Origin of the sequence: Sphingomonas sp. IBVSS2 (genome assembly GCF_002127225.1) — a bacterium.
Classification (GTDB): Bacteria; Pseudomonadota; Alphaproteobacteria; order Sphingomonadales; family Sphingomonadaceae; genus Sphingomonas.
The window spans coordinates 1,115,880-1,135,835 of the sequence record NZ_NFUR01000001.1; the positions used below are offsets into that span (position 1 = coordinate 1,115,880).

Here is a 19,956-nt window from a genome sequence, read left to right on the forward strand (position 1 = left end):
GAGTTCCGCATGACGAAGGGGTGAGGAATATCGATACGCCTTAGTTCCGGTACAGCGCGTCCAGCCGCTCGCCATAGACGGCCTTCAATATGTGCCGGCGGATCTTGAGGCTGGGCGTCAGCTGCTCGTTCTCGATCGTGAAGGGTTCGTCGGCGACCAGGAACTTGCGGACGCGCTCGATCACCGACAGGTCCTTGTTCACCCGCTCCACCGCCGCGCCCAGCGCCGCCTTGTAGTCGGGATCATGGGCCAGTTCCCTGAAGTCGCACTTGGTGGCGGTCCGGGCGCACCATTCGGCGGTCCATTCCGGATCGGGGACGATCACCGCGCTCATATAGGGCTTGCGGTCGCCGGCGATCATCGCCTGGACGATCTCGGGCTGGAGCGTCAGCATGCCCTCCACCTTCTGCGGCGCGACATTGTCGCCCTTGTCGTTGACGATGATGTCCTTCTTGCGATCGGTGATCTTGATCCGGCCCTTCTCGTCGATATGGCCGATGTCGCCGGTATAGAGCCAGCCGTCCCGCAGGACGCGCTTCGTCTCCTCCTCGTTGCGCCAATAGCCGTGCATCACCAGCTCGCCGCGCACCAATATCTCGCCATCGTCGGCGATGCGCACCTCCACCCCCTCGAGCGGCGGGCCGACCGTGTCCATCTTGAGCCCCGCCTTGGGCCGGTTGCACGAGATCACCGGCGCCGCCTCGGTCTGGCCATAGCCCTGGAGGAAAGTGAGCCCGAGGCTCTGGAAGAAGATGCCGACCTCGGGATTGAGCGGCGCGCCGCCCGAGACCATCGCCTTGATCCGGCCGCCGAACTTCTTCGAGAGCTTCGGCTTCAGGGTGGCGCCGAGGAACAGGTTCATCGGCAGGTCGGACAGGCGCCCGGTGCCCGTCGCCTTGCGCCCGCCGATCGCGACGGCCTTGTCGAGCAGGAAATTGGCGAAGCTGCCCTGCTTCTCCACCTGCTTGACGATGCGGGTGCGCAGCACCTCGAACAGGCGGGGCACGACGACCATGATGGTGGGGCGCACTTCCTCGATGTTCGAGGCGAGCTTCTCCAGCCCTTCGGAATAATAGATCTGCGCGCCGAGCCCGATCGGGAAATGCTGGCCGCCGGTATGCTCATAGGCGTGGGACAGGGGCAGGAAGGAGAGGAACACTTCGTCCTCCCAGCCGAAATCCTCGCTGATCAGCGCGCAGCACGCCTCGACATTGTGCAGGATCGCGCCGTGATGCTGCATCACGCCGCGCGGGGATCCGCCCGTGCCGCTGGTGTAGATGATGCAGGCCAGGTCCTCGCGGCGGAAAGTGCAGGACAGGCCGCGCGGATCGGTGTCGTGCTTCGCGACCAGCGCGCGCCAGTCATGGAACTCCAGGCTGCCCTGCTGGGCGACGCGCAGTTCCTCGATGCCGATCACCATCCGGGCCGACGAGGCGCGGATCGCGGCGGGCAGCAGCGCCTTGGCCAGCTTGGTGTTCGAGACGATGATCGCGCAGGCGCCCGAATTCTCGATGATGTGCTGGTGGTCGCGCTCGGTGTTGGTGGTGTAGGTGGGCACGGTCACGCAGCCCGCGGCCATGATCGCCAGGTCGCTGATGCAGAATTCCGGGCGATTCTCCGAGACGAGCATCACCCGGTCGCCGCGTTTCAGGCCGAGCGCGGTCAGCGCCGCGGCCAGGCTCGCCACCTGGCGGGCCGCCTCGGCCCAGCTGGTCGGCCGCCACTTGCTTTCGTCCTTGTGCCAGAGGAAGGGCGCGTCGCCCTTTTCCTTCGCCCGCGCGAAGAACATCTGGACCAGGTTGTCGAACCGTTCGAGCCTACGCATTCCCTCTCCCCATTACGGGCGCCCCTTGTCCGGAGCGTCCCGCCTTCCCCCGACGTTTATTCCGACGGCCGGTTCGGCTGCGCGCCCACGCGATTGATAACGGTCATGTGGCCCTGTTGGTCCATCACGACGCCTTCGCTGCGCGGATCGGCACCGCCGGTCCAGCGGCCCCCGACCCGCTCGACCGCGTTCATCTTCAGCCCGAGCGGGGCGGACTGGACCTTCTCGCCCAGTGCCTGGAGCGCCGGGACCATCGCGTCGAGCTGGGTGCCCTTTTCGGCGACCGCCATCTTGCCGGGCGCATAGAGCAGGCCGAGGCCGATCGCGTCCTGGGCCGAGAGCTTCCAGTCGATCACGCCGACCAGCGCCTTGGCGACCTGGGCGATGATCGTCGAGCCGCCGGCCGCGCCGATCGCGATGCGGACCTTGCCGTCCGGACCATAGACGATCGTCGGCGCCATCGAGCTGCGCGGGCGCTTGCCGCCCTCCACCCGGTTGGCGACGAGATAGCCGTCCTTCTCCGGCACGATGTCGAAATCGGTGAGCTCGTTGTTGAGCATCACGCCGTCCACCGACAGGCCCGAGCCGAACGCGCCTTCGATCGTGGTGGTCACCTGGGCGACGTTGCCGGCCTTGTCGACCACCGAGAGCGAGGTGGTGCCGGGCACTTCCTGCGGCTTCACGGCGATGCGCTTCGGAGCGCCCGGGGGCGTGCCGGCCTTCACGTCGGCCATGGTGCCGTCCGGGCTGATCAGCGCCGAGCGGCCGGCGAGATAGTTGCGGTCGAGCAGACCGGCGATCGGCACCTGCACATAATCGGGATCGCCGACATAGAGGTCGCGATCGGCATAGGCGAGGCGCGAGCTCTCGGCGAACAGATGCCAGGCGACGGGGCTGTCCTTGCCGAGCTTCGCCATGTCGAAGCGCTCGAGCTGGGCGAGGATCATCATCACGGTGACGCCGCCGGAGGAGGGCGGGCCCATCGAGCAGATCTTGTAGGCGCGGTAGCTGGCGCACAGCACTGGCCGCTCCTTGGCGTCATAGGCGGCAAGGTCGCCAATGGTCATCTTCGACGGGTTGCGCGCCGCGCCGTTCACGGTCGCGACCAGCTTCTCCGCCTGCGGGCCGACATAGAAACTGTCGGGGCCGAACTTCGCGACGCGCTCGAGCAGCGCGGCCTGTTGCGGATTGGTCGCGCGCGCACCGGCGGCCAGCGGCTTGCCGTCGGCCTGGTAATAGATCGCGCGGACGCCGGCATCGACGTGCGGCGCATAGTTGCGCAGCGCGTTGGCGAGCCGGGGCGAGACGTCGAAGCCGTCGCGCGCCAGCCGGATCGCCGGCGCGAACAGCCGGGCCCAGGGCAGCTTGCCGGCGCGGGCATGCGCCTTCGCCATGGCGCGCAGCGTGCCCGGCACGCCGACGCTGCGCCCGCCCGGCACGGCGGCCATATGGCTGAGCGGCTGGCCGTCGGCGCCGTAGAACCAATGGTCGTTCGCGGCCATCGGCGCCGCCTCGCGCCCGTCGACCGTGGCGATCTTGCCGGTCTTCACGTCATATTGGAGGAAGAAGGCGCCGCCGCCGATGCCGGCGCTCTGCGGCTCGACGACGTTGAGGGCGAGCATCGTCGCGATCGCCGCGTCGGTGGCGCTGCCGCCGGCATTGAGGATCTCGGTCCCCGCCGCCGCGGCGCGGGGATCGGCGGCGCTCACCACCCCCTGGGCGGAAGCCGCGGCGGGAGCGGCGAGAAAGGCGAGCAGCAGGAACAGCTTCTTCATCCCGCAAGCCGTAGCGGGCTTTGGCCGGAGCGCAAAGACGCTACGTCGGGCGGCAGGCGATCGGATGATTGCGCAAGGGTATAACCGGGCGCAATCTGGCGGAGGCCGAAGCGCCGCATGCCCGCCCATGCCGGACGGGCGCGCGCTCCGGAAGGAGGGCTAGCATGACCCACGGCTCGACATTCGCAACTTCCCCCTCGCTGCTGCGCGCGCTCGGCAAGCGCTGGTGGCTGTTCCTGCTGCGCGGCATCGTCGGCATCGCCTTTGGGATCCTCGCGCTGTTGTGGCCGGGCCTGGCGCTGCTCACCCTGGCGCTGGTCTGGGGTGCCTATGCGCTGGTCGACGGCGCCTTCGCGCTGGCCGCGGCGCTGTCGGGCATGCGTGGCGGGGATACGCCGCGCTGGTGGCTGGCGCTCACCGGGCTGGCCGGGATCGCCGCGGGCCTGCTGACCATCATCTGGCCCGGCATCACCGTGCAGGTGTTGCTGCTGCTGATCGCGGCCTGGGCGATCGTCACCGGCGTGATGGAGGCGGTGGGCGCGATAGCGCTGCGCAAGGAGATCGAGGGCGAGATCTTCCTGATCCTTGCCGGGCTGGTCTCGATCGGCTTCGGCGTGGCGATCCTCGCCTGGCCGGTTGCGGGCGCCATCGGCCTGGTCTGGCTGATCGCCTGGCTCGCAATCCTGGGTGGCGCGGCCTATGTCGCGCTCGCGCTCCGGCTGCGGAAGCTCGCCGGCTAGGCCAGCGCCCTGGCGATGGCGCGAGGCAGGCCGGGGCCCTTGAACACCAGCGCCGAATAGAGCTGGACGAGCGTGGCGCCGGCATCGATGCGGCGCTTCGCCTCGTCCGGGCCGTCGATCCCGCCCGCCGAGATCAGCGGCAGCGCGCCCGCGGCGATCTCCGCCGCCTCGGCCAGCTTCTGGCGTGCGAGCGGGGCGAGCGGCTTGCCCGACAGGCCACCCGTCTCGCCGGCATGAGCCGAGCGGAGCGGCGGGCGCGAAATGGTGGTGTTGGACACGATCAGCGCGTCGATCCGGTTGTCGAGCGCCGCCCGGATCGCCCCTTCCAGCCCGGCGCGATCCAGATCGGGCGCGATCTTGAGGAACAGGGGCGTTCGCCCGCGCGCGGCATGGCTGGCGGCGAGCAGCTCGTCGAGCGCGGGACGCGACTGGAGATCGCGCAAGCCCGGCGTGTTGGGCGAGCTGACGTTGATGGTGACGTAGTCGGCATGCCCGGCCGCCTTGCCCACCCCCAGGGCATAATCGGCGACGCGATCCGCGCTGTCCTTGTTCGCCCCCACATTGATGCCGAGCATGCCCTTGCGCGGCCCCAGCCTCGCGATGCGCGCCAGCGCCGCGTCGATCCCGCCATTGTTGAAGCCCATGCGGTTGATCACCGCCTCATCCTCGGGGAGGCGGAACAGGCGGGGGCGGGGATTGCCGCCCTGGGGGCGGGGCGTGAGCGTGCCCACCTCGACCGCGCCGAAGCCCAGCGCGAACAGGCCGGGGATCGCCTCGGCATCCTTGTCCAGTCCGGCGGCCAGCCCGATTCGATTGGGGAAGGTCAAACCTCCCAATTGGATGGGTGTTTCCACCATTTCGGATCTGAAAACGGTGCCGAGCGATCCCCATAGCGCAAGCGCGCGGATGGCGGCGCGATGCGCCCTTTCGGCATCGAGTGCGAACAGCGCGGAGCGGAGCGGATAGGCCATGGCGAATGGCCTTCGCATCGCTTTTTCCCTCCGTAAAGCTGCGTATGTCGATTCCTTCCAATACCGCCAGGCCGGGCTCGGCTAGGTGGAAACTGCGACCCGAGGGGTTTCCGCTCAATGGGGGAACCCTTTCCTTTTGGCCCGGTCTGGCTTCGGCTGACCGGGCCACTTTTCTATTCCGTGACCGCGCGGTATATTTGCCTCAGAAAATAAGGAATCCGGGAAGGGAAGAGTCTCGGATCGACAGGGCACAAATGCGGGGCGCAACCAGGATGAAACCGGCCCAACCGGCCGCCGAGAATGACCGCGATCCGCGGCCGCAGATCGAATTCCGCAAGGCGGAAGGCGCGCTGCTCCCGCACGTCGAGTCCTATTATCTCTACCGGCACGATGCGGAGGATATCGAGGGGATCGAGCGGGTAGATCTCGGCCAGCTCCGCTTCGTCATCAAGGGCGAGGGCGAGGTCCTTTTCCCTGACGGCCATGTCGAGAAGACCCGGCGGGTAATGGTCAACGGCCCGGGGACCGCCGCGGCCACCTACAAGATCCGCGGGCCCTTCCACTGCTTCGGCGTATCGCTGCGCGCGATCGGCTGGAAGGCGCTGATCGGCGTGCCGGCCCACAAGGTCGCCGACCATATCGTCGACGGCGAGAAGCTGTTCTGCGAGCAGGCCGGGCTGCTCTGGCACCGGCTCCACCGGATGGAGACGCTGGAGGAAATGATCGGCGAGATCGAGCCGCTCCTCACGATGCGCCAGCACGAAGTGAAGCCGGTGCCGCCGGCGCATCTGATCTTCCTGCGCGCGGTGCGCGAATGGGCGGCGACCACGGATCCGACGATCGACGATCTCTATGCGCGCATCCGCAGGAGCTCGAACATCGGCGAGCGGCAGGTGCAGCGGCTGTGCAAGGACTATTTCGCCGGCTCGCCTGCGCATCTGAAGCGCAAGTTCCGCGCGATCGGCGCCGCGATGCGCATCTATCAGGGTGCTTCGGTGGACGATGTGGTGGAGCCCTTTTCCGACCAGTCGCACCTGATCAACGAGATACGGCACTTCACCGGCCACACCCCGACATCGCTGCGGGCGGGCATCGATCCGGTGCTGGCGGTGACGCTCGACAACGAAACCTTCCACTTCCTGCCGGATGTTCTCCCCGAATCGGTTGACCTTCGGCGTCGCTGAGCCCATTTGCGTAATCGGAACGTTTTTGTCCGATTGAGTCCACCGCGCCGTTGCGCGCCGGGACCAGCAAAGGAAGTGCGTGCGTCTTTCCAGCCTTGCCGACTATGCGGTCGTGATGATGTCCGCCGCGGCGCGCCATTGCGGCGGGTCGTGCCGGTTGAATGCGACGCTGCTCGCCGAGGAGACCGCGCTGCCGCTGCCCACCGTGCAGAAGCTGGTGAGCAAGCTTTCCGCCGCCGGGCTGCTCGAAAGCGCGCGCGGCACCGGCGGCGGCTTCCGCCTGGCGCGGCCGCCCGCCGCGATCACGCTGGCCGACATCGTCGAGGCGGTGGAGGGGCCGATCGCGCTCACCGCATGTGTCGACGGCGGCAAGCATGATTGCTGCGTGGAGGAGACCTGCCGGGTGAAGCCGCACTGGAATGTCGTGAACGGCGCGGTAAAGGGCGCGCTCGCGGGCGTCAGCCTCGCCAGTCTGAGTGCAAACATGAGTGAGATTGCCTGATGGCCACCAAGAACGCCGAGGCGCTCGCAGCCGCCAACAAGAAATATGAATGGGGCTTCGCCTCGGACGTCGAGCAGGAGTTCGCGCCCAAGGGGCTGAACGAAGACACCGTCCGCTACATCTCGGCCAAGAAGGGCGAGCCCGAGTGGATGCTCGACTGGCGGCTGAAGGCGTTCCGCATGTGGCAGGAGATGACGCTGCCGGAATGGGCGAAGCTGGCGATCCCGCATATCGACTATCAGGACGCCTATTACTACGCCGAGCCCAAGCAGAAGAAGACGATCAACAGCCTCGACGATCTCGATCCCGAGATCCGGCGGACGTACGAGAAGCTGGGCATCCCGATCGAGGAGCAGAAGGTGCTCGCCGGGGTCGAGGGCGCGCGCAAGGTGGCGGTGGATGCGGTGTTCGACAGCGTCTCGGTCGCGACCACCTTCCGCGAGGAGCTGAAGGCGGCGGGCGTGATCTTCCTGTCGATCTCGGAGGCGATCCGCGAATATCCCGAGCTGGTGCGGAAGTGGCTCGGCAAGGTCGTGCCGGTGCGCGACAATTTCTATTCGGCGCTCAATTCGGCGGTCTTCTCGGACGGCACCTTCGTCTATGTCCCCGAGGGCGTGCGCTGCCCGATGGAGCTCAGCACCTATTTCCGCATCAACGCCGAGAATACCGGCCAGTTCGAGCGCACGCTGATCGTCGCCGACAAGGGTGCGTACGTCTCTTACCTCGAGGGCTGCACCGCCCCGATGCGCGACGAGAACCAGCTCCACGCCGCCGTGGTCGAGCTGGTCGCGCTCGACGATGCCGAGATCAAATATTCGACCGTGCAGAACTGGTATCCGGGCGACGAGAACGGCGTCGGCGGCATCTTCAACTTCGTGACCAAGCGCGCGCTGTGTGCCGGCACCAATTCGAAGGTGAGCTGGACCCAGGTCGAGACCGGCAGCGCGATCACCTGGAAATATCCCAGCTGCATCCTGCAGGGCGATGGCTCGGTGGGCGAATTCTATTCGGTGGCGGTCACCAATGGCCGCCAGCAGGCCGATACCGGCACCAAGATGCTGCACATCGGCAAGAACACGCGCTCGACGATCGTCTCCAAGGGCATCTCGGCCGGCAAGTCGAACAACACGTATCGCGGGCGGGTGCTGGTGAACGCGGCGGCGGAGAATGTCCGCAACTTCACCCAGTGCGACAGCCTGTTGCTCGGCGACCAGTGCGGCGCGCACACCGTGCCGTACATCGAAGTGAAGAACCCCAGCGCGCAGATCGAGCATGAGGCGACCACCTCGAAGATCAGCGAGGACCAGATGTTCTATGCGATGCAGCGCGGGCTGGACCAGGAGGCCGCGGTGGCGCTGATCGTCAACGGCTTCGCCAAGGAAGTGCTGCAGCAGCTGCCGATGGAATTCGCGGTGGAGGCGCAGAAGCTGCTGGGGATCTCGCTGGAGGGGAGCGTCGGGTGATCCTGGCCGCAGCCCTGCTCCTTCTCGCACAGGCCGTCCCCGCCACCCAGGCCGTCGCCGCGCCGGCCGAGGACGAGGCGAACATCGTCGTGCGCGCCACCTTCGGGCGCACCACCATGTTGTTCGACAAGGGAGCGGACGGGCGGCTGCGCAACTGCCGGGTGATGATCTCGAGCGGCAGCCAGCGGCGCGACACCACTGCGTGCGAGGCGACGCCGGTCTGCTATGCCAAGACCGCCGACGAAGTGACCGATTGCCGTGAGCTGAGCATACTCGAACAGGCCGCGGCGATCGGCGCGCCCAGGGCGCCGGCGGCGCCGGGGGTGAGCAAGCCGGGGGTCTTCGAACTGCCCAAGCTGGTGCAGCCCAAGCCGGTGCTCTCCGCCGATCTGGTCGGGCCCATCGGCAATGGCGAGGACAGCCGCGAGACCGAGCGCCAGCGCGTCAAGCCGATCGCGCCGCCGACGAACCCGGCCTCGGACGGTCCGGTCGTGCGCTTCACCACGGGCAACGCGCAGCAGCGCGACGATACCGACAAGTCAGAAAAGCGGCCCTGAGCCGCCCAAGGAATGAACGAAGCGATGTTGAAGATCAGCGACCTCCGTGCCGAAATCGACGGCAAGGAAATCCTCAAGGGCCTGAACCTCGAAGTGCATGCGGGCGAGGTCCATGCGATCATGGGCCCGAACGGCGCCGGCAAGTCGACGCTCGGCTATGTGCTGGGTGGCCGGCCGGGCTATGATGCTACCGGCGGCAGCGTGCGCTTCGACGGGCAGGACCTGCTCGAACTCGAACCGCATGAGCGGGCAGCGGCGGGCCTGTTCCTCGGTTTCCAGTATCCGGTCGAGATCCCCGGCATCTCCAACCTGCAGTTCGTGCGCGAGGCGCTCAACAGCCAGCGCCGCGCGCGGGACGAGGCGCCGCTTTCGGGTGGCGAGTTCCTCAAGCTCGCCAGGGCGCAGGCGGAAGCGCTGGGCATGGACGTCGAGATGCTCAAGCGGCCGGTCAATGTCGGCTTTTCGGGCGGCGAGAAGAAGCGCAACGAGATGGTGCAGATGGGCATCATCGGCCCCAAGCTCGCGATCCTCGACGAGACCGACAGCGGCCTCGACATCGACGCGCTCAAGGCAGTGGGCGAGGGGATCAACCGCATCATGCGCGCCCCCGACAAGGCGGTGCTGCTGATCACCCATTATCAGCGGCTGCTCGACTATGTGCAGCCGGACTTCGTCCATGTGCTCGCCGATGGCCGCATCGTCCGCTCCGGCGGGCCGGAGCTGGCGCTCGAACTGGAGCGCGAAGGCTATGGAGCGGTGGCCGCATGATCCTGTCCCTGTTCCTCATGCTGCAGACCGCGCCTGCGCCGCAGGACGAACTGAACATCGAAGTCGTCGGGCGCCGGCTCGCCGCGATCTCCGCGACCGTCAGCCAGGGGCCCGGCGGCAAGCTCGGCTGCGCGCTGAGCGCGTCGAGCGGCCATGCGAAGCTCGACGAACAGCTCTGCCGCACCGCGACTCAGTGCGTCCGCAAGGGCGCACGCGACGCCGCTGCCGTGAAAGCCTGTATCGACAGGCGCAAGCCCGAACTGCTCGCCGACTTCAAGCGCGGCTGGAGGGCAGGCCAGTGAACACGCTGCTCGAGCTTCCCACGCCGCGCCAGGAGGAATGGCGCTGGGCCGATATGGCGACGCTCAAGGCGGCGGCCGAAACGGAGCAGCGCGACGCCGGGATCGATCCGGCCGGCCTGTTCCTCGACATCGAAGGGCCCCGGCTGCTGTTCGTCGACGGGCGTTTCGAGCCGGCGCATTCCAGGCCCGGCCCGGTGCAGGTGACGCAGCAACTGGCCACCACCGACCATCCGCTGGGCAGCCTCACCGATGGCGAGGGCTGGTCGCTGCATCTCGGCAAGGAGCATGCGGCGACGGCGATCCAGATCGTCCATATCGGCACCGGCGGCGAAAGCCATGTGCCGGCGCGGCTGATGCTGGCCGAGGATGCGGTGGCGAGCGTTGTCGAGACCTATGCCGGCAGCGGCTGGGCGAACCGGCTGACCACGCTTTGCCTCGAGCGCGGCGCGCGGCTGATGCGCTCGGTGCGGCTGCTCCAGGATACGGGCTTCGTCTCGCTGCGCGAAGAGGCCGAAGTGGGCGAGGCGGCGAGCCTGGTCTCGGTGTTCCTCGGTGCCGGCGGCATGGGCAGCCGGATCGACGGGGCACTGCTGGTGAACGGCAAGGGCGGGTTCGCCGAGATGGGCGGGGCGCTGCTCACGTCCGGCAGCCAGAAACAGGAAGCCGCGGTCGCCGTGCGGCACGAGAATGTCGAGGGCACGTCGCGCCAGTTGTGGCGCGCGGTGGCGGCGGACAAGTCGGCCGCCAGCCTGGCGGCGCGCGTCGAAGTGGCGCGCGGCGCGCAGCAGACCGATGGCGAGCAGTCGCTGCGCGGCCTGCTGCTCCAGCGCTCCGCGACGGTGAATCTCAAGCCCGAGCTGGAGATCTTCGCCGACGACGTGAAGTGCGCGCACGGGGCGACGGTGGGTGAGCTCGACAGGATGGCGCTCTTCTATCTGCAGAGCCGCGGCATCGACGCGGGCCGCGCCAAGGCGCTGCTCACGCGCGCCTTCGTGGCGGATGCGCTCGCCCGGATCGGCGAGGATGCGGTGCGCGAAGCCTTTGCGGCGGACGCGGATCGCTGGCTGGATACCGCGCTATGACCGTAACCGCCGACACCCGCCCCCTCGACCTGCTCGCCGATTTCCCGGCGATCCCGGCCGGCTGGCACTATCTCGACACGGCAGCGACGTCGCAGAAGCCGCAGCCGGTGCTCGATGCGATCGCCAGGGCCTATGGCGAGACCTATGCCACCGTGCATCGCGGCGTGTACCAGCGCTCGGCCGACATGACGCTCGCCTATGAGGCGGCGCGCCGGCGGGTAGCGGAATTCCTGGGCGGGGCGGAGAACGAGATCGTTTTCGTCCGCGGCGCGACCGAGGGGATCAACCTGGTCGCGCAATGCTGGGCGGGAACGCAGCTCAAGGCCGGCGACCGCATCCTGCTTTCCACCCTCGAGCATCATTCCAACATCGTGCCCTGGCAGATGGTCGCCGAGCGCGTGGGCGCCGAGATCGACGTGGTGCCGCTCACCGCCGACCAGCGCATCGACCTCGACGCGATGGAAGCGATGCTCACCGAGCGCCACAAGCTGGTCGCGCTGGCGCATGTCTCCAACGTGCTGGGTTCGGTGCTCGATGCGAAGCGGGTGACCGCGCTGGCGCACAAGATGGGCGCGAAGATCCTGCTCGACGGCTGCCAGGCGGTGCCGCGCATGCCCGTCGACGTGCGCGAGATCGGCTGCGATTTCTACGTGATGTCGGGCCACAAGCTCTACGGCCCCACCGGCATCGGCGTACTCTGGGGCCGCTACGAACTGCTCGACGCGATGCCCCCCTATCAGGGCGGCGGCTCGATGATCGACCGGGTGACCTTTGCGAAGACCACCTACGCACCGCCGCCGGGCCGGTTCGAGGCGGGGACGCCGCACATCGTCGGCGTGGTCGCCCTGCATGCGGCGATCGACTATGTGGCGGGCATCGGGCTGGAGCGCATCCATGCGCATGAGGCGGCCTTGGTGCGCCAGGCACGCGAGGCGCTGTCGCAGCTCAATTCGGTCAGGCTGTTCGGCCCCGAGGACAGCGCCGGCATCGTCAGCTTCGCGGTGGAGGGGGTGCACCCGCACGACGTCGCCACCATATTGGATGAAGGCAATGTCGCGATCCGCGCCGGGCATCACTGCGCGCAACCGCTGATGGATGCGCTGGGCGTGCCGGCCACCGCGCGGGCGAGCTTCGGAGTCTATAATGGCGCGGACGACATCGCCGCGCTGGTGAAGGGTATTGAACGCGTGACGAGGATCTTCGGGTGAACCAGGAACGCAAGATCGAAGTCGAGGAAGTGGACGCCGTGGCGCCGCCGCCCAGGGCGCGCGTCGAGGACGTGTTCGATGCGTCCACCGAAGCCTCGGCGGGCGCGTTCGATGCGTCCACCGAAATATCGGCGGACGTGGCCGAGAGCGTCGCCGAGACGTTCGGGCGCAAGCGCGACTATCTCTCGGGCTTCCTCTCGCAGAAGCCGCAGGCGCTGTCGGGCACCGAGCCGGGCGGCGAACTCTATGAGGCGGTGATCGCGGCGCTCAAGGAAATCTACGATCCCGAGATCCCGGTGAACATCTACGACCTCGGCCTGATCTACGGCGTCGACATCACCGCCGACGGCCATGCCGCGGTGCAGATGACGCTGACCACGCCGCATTGCCCGGTGGCGGAATCGATGCCCGGCGAAGTCGAGCTGCGCGTCGGCTCGGTGCCGGGGATCGGCCATGCCGAAGTCAATCTCGTCTGGGATCCGCCCTGGGATCCGCAGAAGATGAGCGACGAGGCCAAGCTCGAACTGGGGATGCTGTGATGACCACCACCGCCACCCGCCAGCGCCCCGCCGCGCTGATTCTGACTCCGGCTGCGGAGCGGCGCATCGCCGATCTGATGGCCAAGGCGCCCGCGGGCGCGGTGGGCGTCAAGCTCTCGACGCCGCGCCGCGGCTGCTCGGGGCTGGCCTATTCGGTCGACTATGTCACCGAGGCCAAGCCGTTCGACGAGAAGATCGAGACGCCCGGCGGCACCTTCTTCGTCGATGGCGGCTCGGTCCTGTATCTGATCGGCTCGACCATGGACTGGCAGGAAGACGATTTCACCGCCGGCTTCGTCTTCCAGAACCCCAATGCCAAGGGCAGCTGCGGCTGCGGCGAGAGCTTTACGGTCTGACCCGGCGGGCATAGGGACGGCTGACAACGCAGTCGGAAGAGGATCGCCATGCCCTATCCCCAGCCCTATGCCGCCGATCCCGCGCGCTATGACGGGCGCATGCCCTATCGCCGCTGCGGCCGTTCGGGGCTCGACCTGCCGGCGATCAGCCTCGGCCTCTGGCAGAATTTCGGTGGGACGGACGTGTTCGAGACGGGCCGGGCGATGCTGCGCCGCGCGTTCGACCGGGGCGTCACCCATTTCGATCTCGCGAACAATTACGGCCCGCCCTATGGCGCGGCCGAGGAGAATTTCGGCCGGGTGCTGGCGAGCGACTTCGCCGGCCACCGCGACGAGTTGATCGTCTCGACCAAGGCGGGCTGGGACATGTGGCCCGGGCCCTATGGCGATGTCGGCGGATCGCGGAAATACCTGATCGCCTCGTGCGATCAGAGCCTGAAGCGGATGGGGCTCGACTATGTCGACATCTTCTATTCGCACCGCGTCGATCCGAAGACGCCGCTCGAGGAGACGATGGGCGCGCTCGCCCAGCTCCACCGCCAGGGCAAGGCGCTCTATGTCGGCATCTCCAGCTACTCGCCGGAACTGACGCGCCAGGCCGCCGCGATCCTGGCCGAGCACAAGGTGCCGCTGCTGATCCACCAGCCGAGCTATTCGATGCTCAACCGCTGGATCGAAGGCGAGCTGCTCGATACGCTGGGCGAACTCGGCACCGGCTGCATCGCCTTCTCGCCGCTCGCCCAGGGCATGCTGAGCAGCAAATATCTCAATGGAGTCCCCGAGGATGCCCGCGCGGCCAAGGGCGGCTCGCTGAACCAGCGGCTGCTGTCGGACGACAATATCGAGCGTATCCGCGCGCTCCACACGATCGCGCAGGCGCGCGGGCAGACGCTGGCGCAGATGGCGATCGCCTGGGTGCTGCGCGACGCCCGCGTCACTTCGGCGCTGGTCGGCGCGCGCACGGTGGAGCAGCTCGACAATTCGCTCGACGCCGTGAACAATCTCGATTTCAGCGCGGAAGAGCTGGCCGCGATCGATGCCCATGCAACCGATGGCAGCCTCGATCTCTGGAAGGTTTCGTCGAGCATCGAGGAGCTTCCCCAGGCATGAGCGTCGCCTTCCGCCGCGAGAGCGACGAGGAACATAAGGAACCGAAGTTCGAGCTGCCGCTGCCGCCGGGGCCCAATATGGTCACGGCGCGCGGGCTCGCGTTGATCGAGGCGAAGGCGGCCGCGCTGGAAGCCGCGGTGTCGGCGGAGCGCGAGGATGACGCGCGCGAAGTGCTGAAGCGCGAACTGCGCTACTGGAACACGCGGCGCACGACCGCGCAGGTCGCGCCGGAGCCTGAGCAGGGCGTGGTCGGCATCGGATCGCGCGTGCGGGTGCGCATGAACGGCAAGGATCGGGTGATCGACCTGGTCGGCCATGACGAGGCCGATCCCGCGGCGGACCGGCTCTCCTTCCAGGCGCCGCTCGCCCGGGCGCTGATCGGCGCCGAAGAAGGCGAGAGGGTGGATTTCGGCGGCCGCGCGCAGGCGATCGAGATCGTCGGCATCGAAACGATTCCGGACTGAGCCGAACTGCGCCTAAGGTGGCGGGCATGACTCGCCTCCCGCTCGCCGCCGCGCTGCTCGCCTCCGCTCCGTTCGTTTCCGGGGCTCATGCCCAGACCGACACAGCCCGCTGGAAGGCGGAAGCGGCGCGCGTGACGATCACGCGCGACGATTGGGGCGTCGCGCATATCCGCGGCGAGACCGATGCCGATGCGGTGTTCGGCATGATCTATGCCCAGGCCGAGGACGACTTCAACCGGATCGAGACCAACTATCTGGTGAGCCTGGGCCGGCTCGCCGAGGCGGAGGGCGAGGGCGCGATCTGGCAGGACCTGCGCCAGCGGCTGTTCGTCGATCCCGAGGCGCTGAAGGCCGACTATGCCAGGAGCCCGGCCTGGCTGCGCAAGCTGATGCAGGCCTGGGCGGACGGGCTGAACCATTATCTCGCCACGCATCCGGCGGTGAAGCCGCGCGTGCTCACCCGGTTCGAGCCATGGATGGCGCTGAGCTTCTCCGAAGGCAGCATCGGCGGCGATATCGAGCGCGTGCCCCTGAGCCAGCTCGAGGCGTTCTACGGCAAGCAGCGCGTCGCGATGACCGAGGCGGAGAAGGGGCTGGTCTTCAAGGAGCCCAAGGGATCGAACGGCATGGCGATCGCGCCGAGCCATGCGAAGAACGGCCACGCGCTGCTGCTGATCAACCCGCACACCAGCTTCTTCTTCCGCTCCGAGCAGCAGGTGACGAGCGGCGAGGGGTTGAACGCCTATGGCGCCGCCACCTGGGGGCAGTTCTTCATCTATCAGGGGTTCAACGCCAGGGCGGGCTGGATGCACACGTCGAGCGGCGTCGACAATGTCGACGAGTTCGCGGAAGACATCGTCAGCAACGTGCCGGGCACGGTCCTCGGCTATCGCTATGGCGCCGAGACGCGGCCGGTGACGGTGAAGAGGATCGCGCTGTCCTATCGCACGGCGGATGGGGGGCAGGCGCAGCGCAGCTTCCGGACCTATGCCACGCATCACGGCCCGATCGTCCGCATGGCCGACAGCGGCCGGTGGATCGCGGTGGCGCTGATGAACAAGCCGGTGGAGGCGTTGCAGCAGAGCTTCCTGCGCACCAAGGCCACCGACTATGCCGGCTTCATGAAGGTGGCGGAGCTCAAGGCCAACAGCTCCAACAACACCCTGTTCGCGGACTCGAAGGGCGAGATCGCGTTCCTGATGCCGCAGTTCATGCCGGTGCGCGACGATCGCTTCGACTATCGCAAGCCGGTGGACGGCAGCGATCCGGCGACCGACTGGAAGGGGCTGCACAGCCTGGCCAGCCTGCCTCAGGCCGTGAACCCGAAAAATGGCTGGGCCTTCAACGTGAACAACTGGCCCTGGACGGCAGCAGGCACGGACAGCCCCAGGGCAGCGGACTATCCGCGCTATTTCGACCAGGCCGGCGAGAATCCGCGCGGCGCGCATGCGCTGCAAGTGCTGAACGCGCGGACGGACTTCACGCCGGAGACGCTGCGCCAGGCGGCCTATGACAGTTTCCTGCCGGCGTTCGACCGGCTGCTGCCCGGGCTGGTCGCTGCCTGGGAGAAGCTGCCGGACGGCGACGCGCGCAAGGCGAAGCTCGCGGAGCCGGTGGCGCTGCTCAAGGGCTGGGACCGGCGCTGGGGCGCGGGGTCGACCGCGACGTCGCTCGCGGTGCTCTGGGGCGAGGCGCTCTGGGCGCCCGGGGCGCAGCCGGCCAGGGACGCGGGCATTTCGGTGTGGGACTGGATGGCGACACGCGCCACCGACGCGCAGCGGATCGATGCGCTGGCTGCGGCCGTGGATCGGCTCGTCCAGGATTTCGGCGGCTGGCGCGTGCCCTGGGGGGAGATCAACCGGTTCCAGCGCAATGACGGCGCGATCGCCCAGAAATTCGACGATGCGAAGCCGAGCATCCCGGTGCCCTTCACGTCGGCGCAGTGGGGCTCGCTCGCTTCGTTCGGCGCCAAGCGCTGGCCGGGGACGAAGCGCTATTACGGCACCAGCGGCAACAGCTTCGTCGCGACGGTGGAGTTCGGGCCGAAGGTGAAGGCCTGGGCAGTGACCGCCGGCGGCGAGAGCGGGCATCCGGAGTCGAAGCACTTCGCCGACCAGGCCGGGCGCTACGCGGCGGGGGATTTGCGGCCGGTCTATTTCTACCCGGAGGATCTGAAGGGGCATGTGGTGCGGGCGTATCGGCCGGGAGAATAGGGGGAGACATTCCGCCAGTCCTTCCCCGGAGGGGAGGATTGATTGAACGCCGATACCTCCTAAGCCCGCGACCAGTGATCAAAGGCCTCGCGCTGAAGCCCCTCGACCAGCGCCCGCGCCGCCGGCCCTTCCCACGGCCCGTCATAGGCCGCGAGCGATCCGCGCGGACTCACCCACCAGCCTTGCCCCGGCATGGCATCGGATTCACGCACGACCAGCACGGCGAGTTCGGGTTCGCCGTTCCGCGCGGCGGCATCGTCGATCGCATCGAGCGTCTTGCACAGCGCACGCATCAGCGGGCGGGTGAAGCGGTGGCCGAGCAGGGCAGGCAGCTCCGAATAGCTGACGGCGCGGTGCTCGCGCGCCGCATCGATCAGCAGCGCGCGGACCTGCGCGGCATCGGACACGGGGACCGGATCGCCGGTCATCACCGCGCGAACGGCTTGCTGAGGAAGCGCGAATTCGCCTCGCCGAACCGCCATGGCGTATCGACTGCCCTGGTTATCCCGATCCGCGGCCCGACCGCGACGGCACGCGGAGCGTCCGCCAGCCGCAGGTCGAACGGCGGCGCATCGAGTGGAACCCCATCCAGCGCGCGGTCGATCGCCAGTGCCTGGCAGAGTTTGCCCGGCCCCGAGCAGAGCTGGCGCGGATCGCCGGTGCCGCGCCGCTGCGCCATCGCTTCGAGCCCCTGGCGCGGCTCGATCGCGCGGATCAGCACTGCGCTGACCGGTGCGCACACGAAGTTCATGCACCAGTGCAGCCCGTAGATCCGGTAGATGTACGCATGGCCGGGCGGCCCGAAGAGCACCGCGTTGCGCATCGTCGGCCCGCCAAAGCTGTGCGAGGCGGGGTCGCGCACGTCATAGGCTTCGGTCTCGACGATCGGGCCGCCGACGCCGTCGATCAGCACTTCGACCCCGATCAGGTCCCGCGCGACCGTCACGGCGTCGCGCTCGAAGAAGGTGCGGTCGAGCATGGATCGAGCGTATCATCTGCTGCCGGAACGGCAATTCGCGGCGAGCAGAGGGGGGCGGACAAGGACGATCCGGCGCATCAACTCAGAACGGCAGTTCCTCGCCCAGCCGCTCCTCGAAGTTCGAGACCGTCACGCCGACCAGCCTGATCCCCTTGGGCGTGGGCAGCACCGAGCGGATCAGGGCAAGGCTCATGTCGCGCAGCGTCTCGCGGCGGTCGACCAGGCCGGTGGTGAGGCTGCGGCTGCGCGTGATGATCTGGAAGTCGCCGTATTTCACCTTCACGGTGACGGTGCGGCCGAATTCCTGCGCCTGATCGCACCAGGTCCAGACGTCCTCGGCCATTTCGAGCACGCCGGCCTCGATCTCGATATTCTCCACCAGGTCGCGGTCGAACGTGGTCTCGGAGCCGGAGGATTTGCGCGGCAGATCGACATGCACCGGCCGATCGTCCTCGCCGCGCGAGATCGCGTGATACCATTCGGCCGCGCTGCCGAAATGCGCGCGGAGGAACTCGAGCGACTTGTCGCGCAGGTCCGCGCCGGTCTCGATGCCGAGCGCGTGCATCTTCTTCGCGGTTACCGGCCCCACCCCATGGAAGCGCGCGACCGGCAGCGCCTCCACCCAGGCCGGCCCCATCTCGGGCGTCACCGCGAACTGGCCGTTGGGCTTGCGCTGGTCCGAGGCGAGCTTGGCGAGGAACTTGTTGTACGAGATGCCGGCCGAGGCGGTGAGGCCGGTCTCCGCGAGGATGCGCGCGCGGATCTCCTTGGCGGTGGCCCAGGCGGTCTCGATCCCGCGCAGGTTCGCGGTGACGTCGAGATAGGCCTCGTCGAGCGAGAGCGGCTGGATGACCGGCGTATAGTCGGCGAAGATCGCATGGATCTGCTTCGAGACGGCGCGATAGACGTCGAAGCGCGGTTTGACGAAGATCAGTTCCGGGCAGCGCCGCATCGCGGTGACCGAGGGCAGGGCGGAGCGCACGCCGAACCGGCGCGCCTCGTAGCTCGCCGCCGCCACCACGCCCCGCGCCGCGGCATAGCCGACCGCGACCGGCTTGCCCCTGAGCGTCGGATCGTCGCGCTGTTCCACCGATGCGTAAAAGGCGTCCATGTCGACATGGATGATCTTGCGGACCGGCTGGGCCCCCATGTTCGGCCCCTTAGTCGTCCATCGGCTCCAGCGCGGCGGCGAAGATGCGCGTCAGCCGCTTCTCGAAGCGGCCGGTCTCCTCGGCGGTGCACATGTCCGGGTCGATGGCGAGGGTGTTGTGCATGATGCCCATGCCCATCAGCACGGCGAAGGCCATGGCGGCGCGCATCTCGGTATCCTGGCCGCCCAGCACGCGGGCGATCGGTTCCAGGATGTCGGTGTCGATCGTCTCGCGGATGATCTCGCCGGCCTTGGGCGATCCGATCGAATGCAGCAGGATCAGGATCTGGTCGATATGGAGGTCGCGCTCGTCCTGCTGTGTATCGCCATCGTCGAGGAAGAGCTGGGCGAAATGCGCGGCCAGCGTCTCGCGCGTGGCACCTTCCATGAAGTCCTTGTCGTCGTCGCGCAGCGTCTCGCGGAACAGGGCTTCCTTGCTGCCGAAATAGCGGCTGACCAGCGCGGGATCGACACCGGCATCGCCCGCGATCTCGCGCAGGCCGACATTCTCGTAGTTCTCGCGCGCGAAGTGCTTCCGGGCCGAGGCGAGGATCGCTTCGCGCGTCGCAGCCGCGTTGCGCGACCGCGGCAAGGCCTGGACGGGCGGGATCATGGGCGCCCTTTTATCGCTAACAGATGGGTAGTCAACCATTGTGGACATATGTCTACAGTCGTTGACAAGTTCCCTGAACGCGCTTAGCGGGTGCCAAATCGGAAGTCGTTCGTTTCCAGTAACGGCACCGCGGAGGATGTCCGGCCAGGGGCACG

At 67.9% G+C, this 19,956-nt stretch carries 21 protein-coding genes; 14 read left to right on the top strand and 7 right to left on the bottom strand.

Going from position 1 to position 19,956, the window contains the following annotated elements:
- Positions 1-40: 40 nt before the first annotated feature.
- Both CAP40_RS05465 and ggt read right to left on the bottom strand, forming a co-directional pair.
- The gene (locus CAP40_RS05465) at positions 41-1,825 is read right to left on the bottom strand and encodes a long-chain fatty acid--CoA ligase (RefSeq protein WP_086128280.1); all 1,785 of its coding nucleotides are present in this window, start codon (positions 1,823-1,825) and stop codon (positions 41-43) included.
- Positions 1,826-1,881: 56 nt separating this feature from the next.
- On the bottom strand, positions 1,882-3,600 hold the full coding sequence (ggt, locus tag CAP40_RS05470) for a gamma-glutamyltransferase (protein WP_086128281.1): 1,719 nt from the start codon (positions 3,598-3,600) through the stop codon (positions 1,882-1,884).
- Positions 3,601-3,764: 164 nt separating this feature from the next.
- Here ggt and CAP40_RS05475 point away from each other — a divergent pair, with 164 nt between their 5' ends.
- On the top strand, positions 3,765-4,340 hold the full coding sequence (locus CAP40_RS05475; protein ID WP_086128282.1) for an HdeD family acid-resistance protein: 576 nt from the start codon (positions 3,765-3,767) through the stop codon (positions 4,338-4,340).
- On the opposite strand, the gene CAP40_RS05480 is transcribed toward CAP40_RS05475, so the two are convergent.
- Entirely contained in the window at positions 4,337-5,311 is a 975-nt protein-coding gene (locus CAP40_RS05480) for a quinone-dependent dihydroorotate dehydrogenase (protein WP_086128283.1), read from the bottom strand. The two genes, CAP40_RS05475 and CAP40_RS05480, sit on opposite strands and share 4 nt — an antisense overlap.
- A gap of 272 nt (positions 5,312-5,583) precedes the next feature.
- On the opposite strand from CAP40_RS05480, the gene CAP40_RS05485 reads away from it, so the two are divergent.
- The 13 genes from CAP40_RS05485 to CAP40_RS05545 all read left to right on the top strand — a co-directional run bounded on the left by CAP40_RS05485 (position 5,584) and on the right by CAP40_RS05545 (position 17,059).
- A complete protein-coding gene (locus CAP40_RS05485) occupies positions 5,584-6,495 on the top strand; it encodes a DUF6597 domain-containing transcriptional factor (protein ID WP_086128284.1) in 912 nt (303 codons plus the stop codon).
- A 79-nt stretch (positions 6,496-6,574) separates the two neighbouring features.
- Positions 6,575-6,997, top strand: a complete 423-nt coding sequence (locus CAP40_RS05490; RefSeq protein ID WP_086128285.1) for an SUF system Fe-S cluster assembly regulator — start codon at positions 6,575-6,577, stop codon at positions 6,995-6,997.
- Positions 6,997-8,460 carry a Fe-S cluster assembly protein SufB gene (sufB, locus tag CAP40_RS05495; RefSeq protein ID WP_086128286.1) on the top strand — a complete coding sequence of 488 codons (1,464 nt, stop codon included), beginning with the start codon at positions 6,997-6,999 and terminating at the stop codon, positions 8,458-8,460. The genes CAP40_RS05490 and sufB overlap by 1 nt, the downstream gene beginning before the upstream one ends.
- Positions 8,457-9,017, top strand: coding sequence for a hypothetical protein (locus tag CAP40_RS05500; RefSeq protein WP_086128287.1), 561 nt, complete (start codon positions 8,457-8,459; stop codon positions 9,015-9,017). Before sufB ends, CAP40_RS05500 begins: the two co-directional genes overlap by 4 nt.
- Positions 9,018-9,041: 24 nt before the next feature.
- A complete protein-coding gene (gene sufC / locus CAP40_RS05505; RefSeq protein WP_086128483.1) occupies positions 9,042-9,785 on the top strand; it encodes a Fe-S cluster assembly ATPase SufC in 744 nt (247 codons plus the stop codon).
- A complete protein-coding gene (locus CAP40_RS05510; RefSeq protein ID WP_086128288.1) occupies positions 9,782-10,087 on the top strand; it encodes a hypothetical protein in 306 nt (101 codons plus the stop codon). Before sufC ends, CAP40_RS05510 begins: the two co-directional genes overlap by 4 nt.
- On the top strand, positions 10,084-11,169 hold the full coding sequence (locus CAP40_RS05515; protein ID WP_306298543.1) for a SufD family Fe-S cluster assembly protein: 1,086 nt from the start codon (positions 10,084-10,086) through the stop codon (positions 11,167-11,169). Before CAP40_RS05510 ends, CAP40_RS05515 begins: the two co-directional genes overlap by 4 nt.
- On the top strand, positions 11,166-12,377 hold the full coding sequence (locus tag CAP40_RS05520) for a cysteine desulfurase (RefSeq protein WP_086128289.1): 1,212 nt from the start codon (positions 11,166-11,168) through the stop codon (positions 12,375-12,377). The genes CAP40_RS05515 and CAP40_RS05520 overlap by 4 nt, the downstream gene beginning before the upstream one ends.
- A complete protein-coding gene (locus CAP40_RS05525; RefSeq protein WP_086128290.1) occupies positions 12,374-12,916 on the top strand; it encodes an SUF system Fe-S cluster assembly protein in 543 nt (180 codons plus the stop codon). Before CAP40_RS05520 ends, CAP40_RS05525 begins: the two co-directional genes overlap by 4 nt.
- Complete coding sequence (locus tag CAP40_RS05530; protein ID WP_086128291.1) at positions 12,916-13,272, top strand: iron-sulfur cluster assembly accessory protein; 357 nt, start codon at positions 12,916-12,918, stop codon at positions 13,270-13,272. The genes CAP40_RS05525 and CAP40_RS05530 overlap by 1 nt, the downstream gene beginning before the upstream one ends.
- 48 nt (positions 13,273-13,320) lie before the next feature.
- On the top strand, positions 13,321-14,382 hold the full coding sequence (mgrA, locus tag CAP40_RS05535; RefSeq protein ID WP_086128292.1) for an L-glyceraldehyde 3-phosphate reductase: 1,062 nt from the start codon (positions 13,321-13,323) through the stop codon (positions 14,380-14,382).
- Positions 14,379-14,846 carry a GreA/GreB family elongation factor gene (locus CAP40_RS05540; RefSeq protein ID WP_086128293.1) on the top strand — a complete coding sequence of 156 codons (468 nt, stop codon included), beginning with the start codon at positions 14,379-14,381 and terminating at the stop codon, positions 14,844-14,846. The genes mgrA and CAP40_RS05540 overlap by 4 nt, the downstream gene beginning before the upstream one ends.
- A 26-nt stretch (positions 14,847-14,872) precedes the next feature.
- Positions 14,873-17,059, top strand: a complete 2,187-nt coding sequence (locus CAP40_RS05545) for a penicillin acylase family protein (protein ID WP_086128294.1) — start codon at positions 14,873-14,875, stop codon at positions 17,057-17,059.
- Positions 17,060-17,118: 59 nt separating this feature from the next.
- Here the strand turns inward: CAP40_RS05545 and CAP40_RS05550 are convergent, their stop codons facing one another.
- From CAP40_RS05550 to CAP40_RS05565, 4 genes are all read right to left on the bottom strand, one after another.
- Positions 17,119-17,487, bottom strand: a complete 369-nt coding sequence (locus tag CAP40_RS05550; protein ID WP_086128295.1) for a ribose-phosphate pyrophosphokinase — start codon at positions 17,485-17,487, stop codon at positions 17,119-17,121.
- Entirely contained in the window at positions 17,487-18,038 is a 552-nt protein-coding gene (locus tag CAP40_RS05555; protein WP_086128296.1) for a DNA-3-methyladenine glycosylase, read from the bottom strand. Before CAP40_RS05555 ends, CAP40_RS05550 begins: the two co-directional genes overlap by 1 nt.
- Before the next feature lie 82 nt (positions 18,039-18,120).
- Positions 18,121-19,188 carry a DNA polymerase IV gene (gene dinB, locus CAP40_RS05560; RefSeq protein ID WP_086128297.1) on the bottom strand — a complete coding sequence of 356 codons (1,068 nt, stop codon included), beginning with the start codon at positions 19,186-19,188 and terminating at the stop codon, positions 18,121-18,123.
- A 10-nt stretch (positions 19,189-19,198) separates the two neighbouring features.
- Positions 19,199-19,801 (bottom strand): TetR/AcrR family transcriptional regulator, encoded by a 603-nt coding sequence (locus CAP40_RS05565; RefSeq protein WP_179187919.1) that lies wholly within the window; start codon positions 19,799-19,801, stop codon positions 19,199-19,201.
- Between the last annotated feature and the right edge of the window lie 155 nt (positions 19,802-19,956).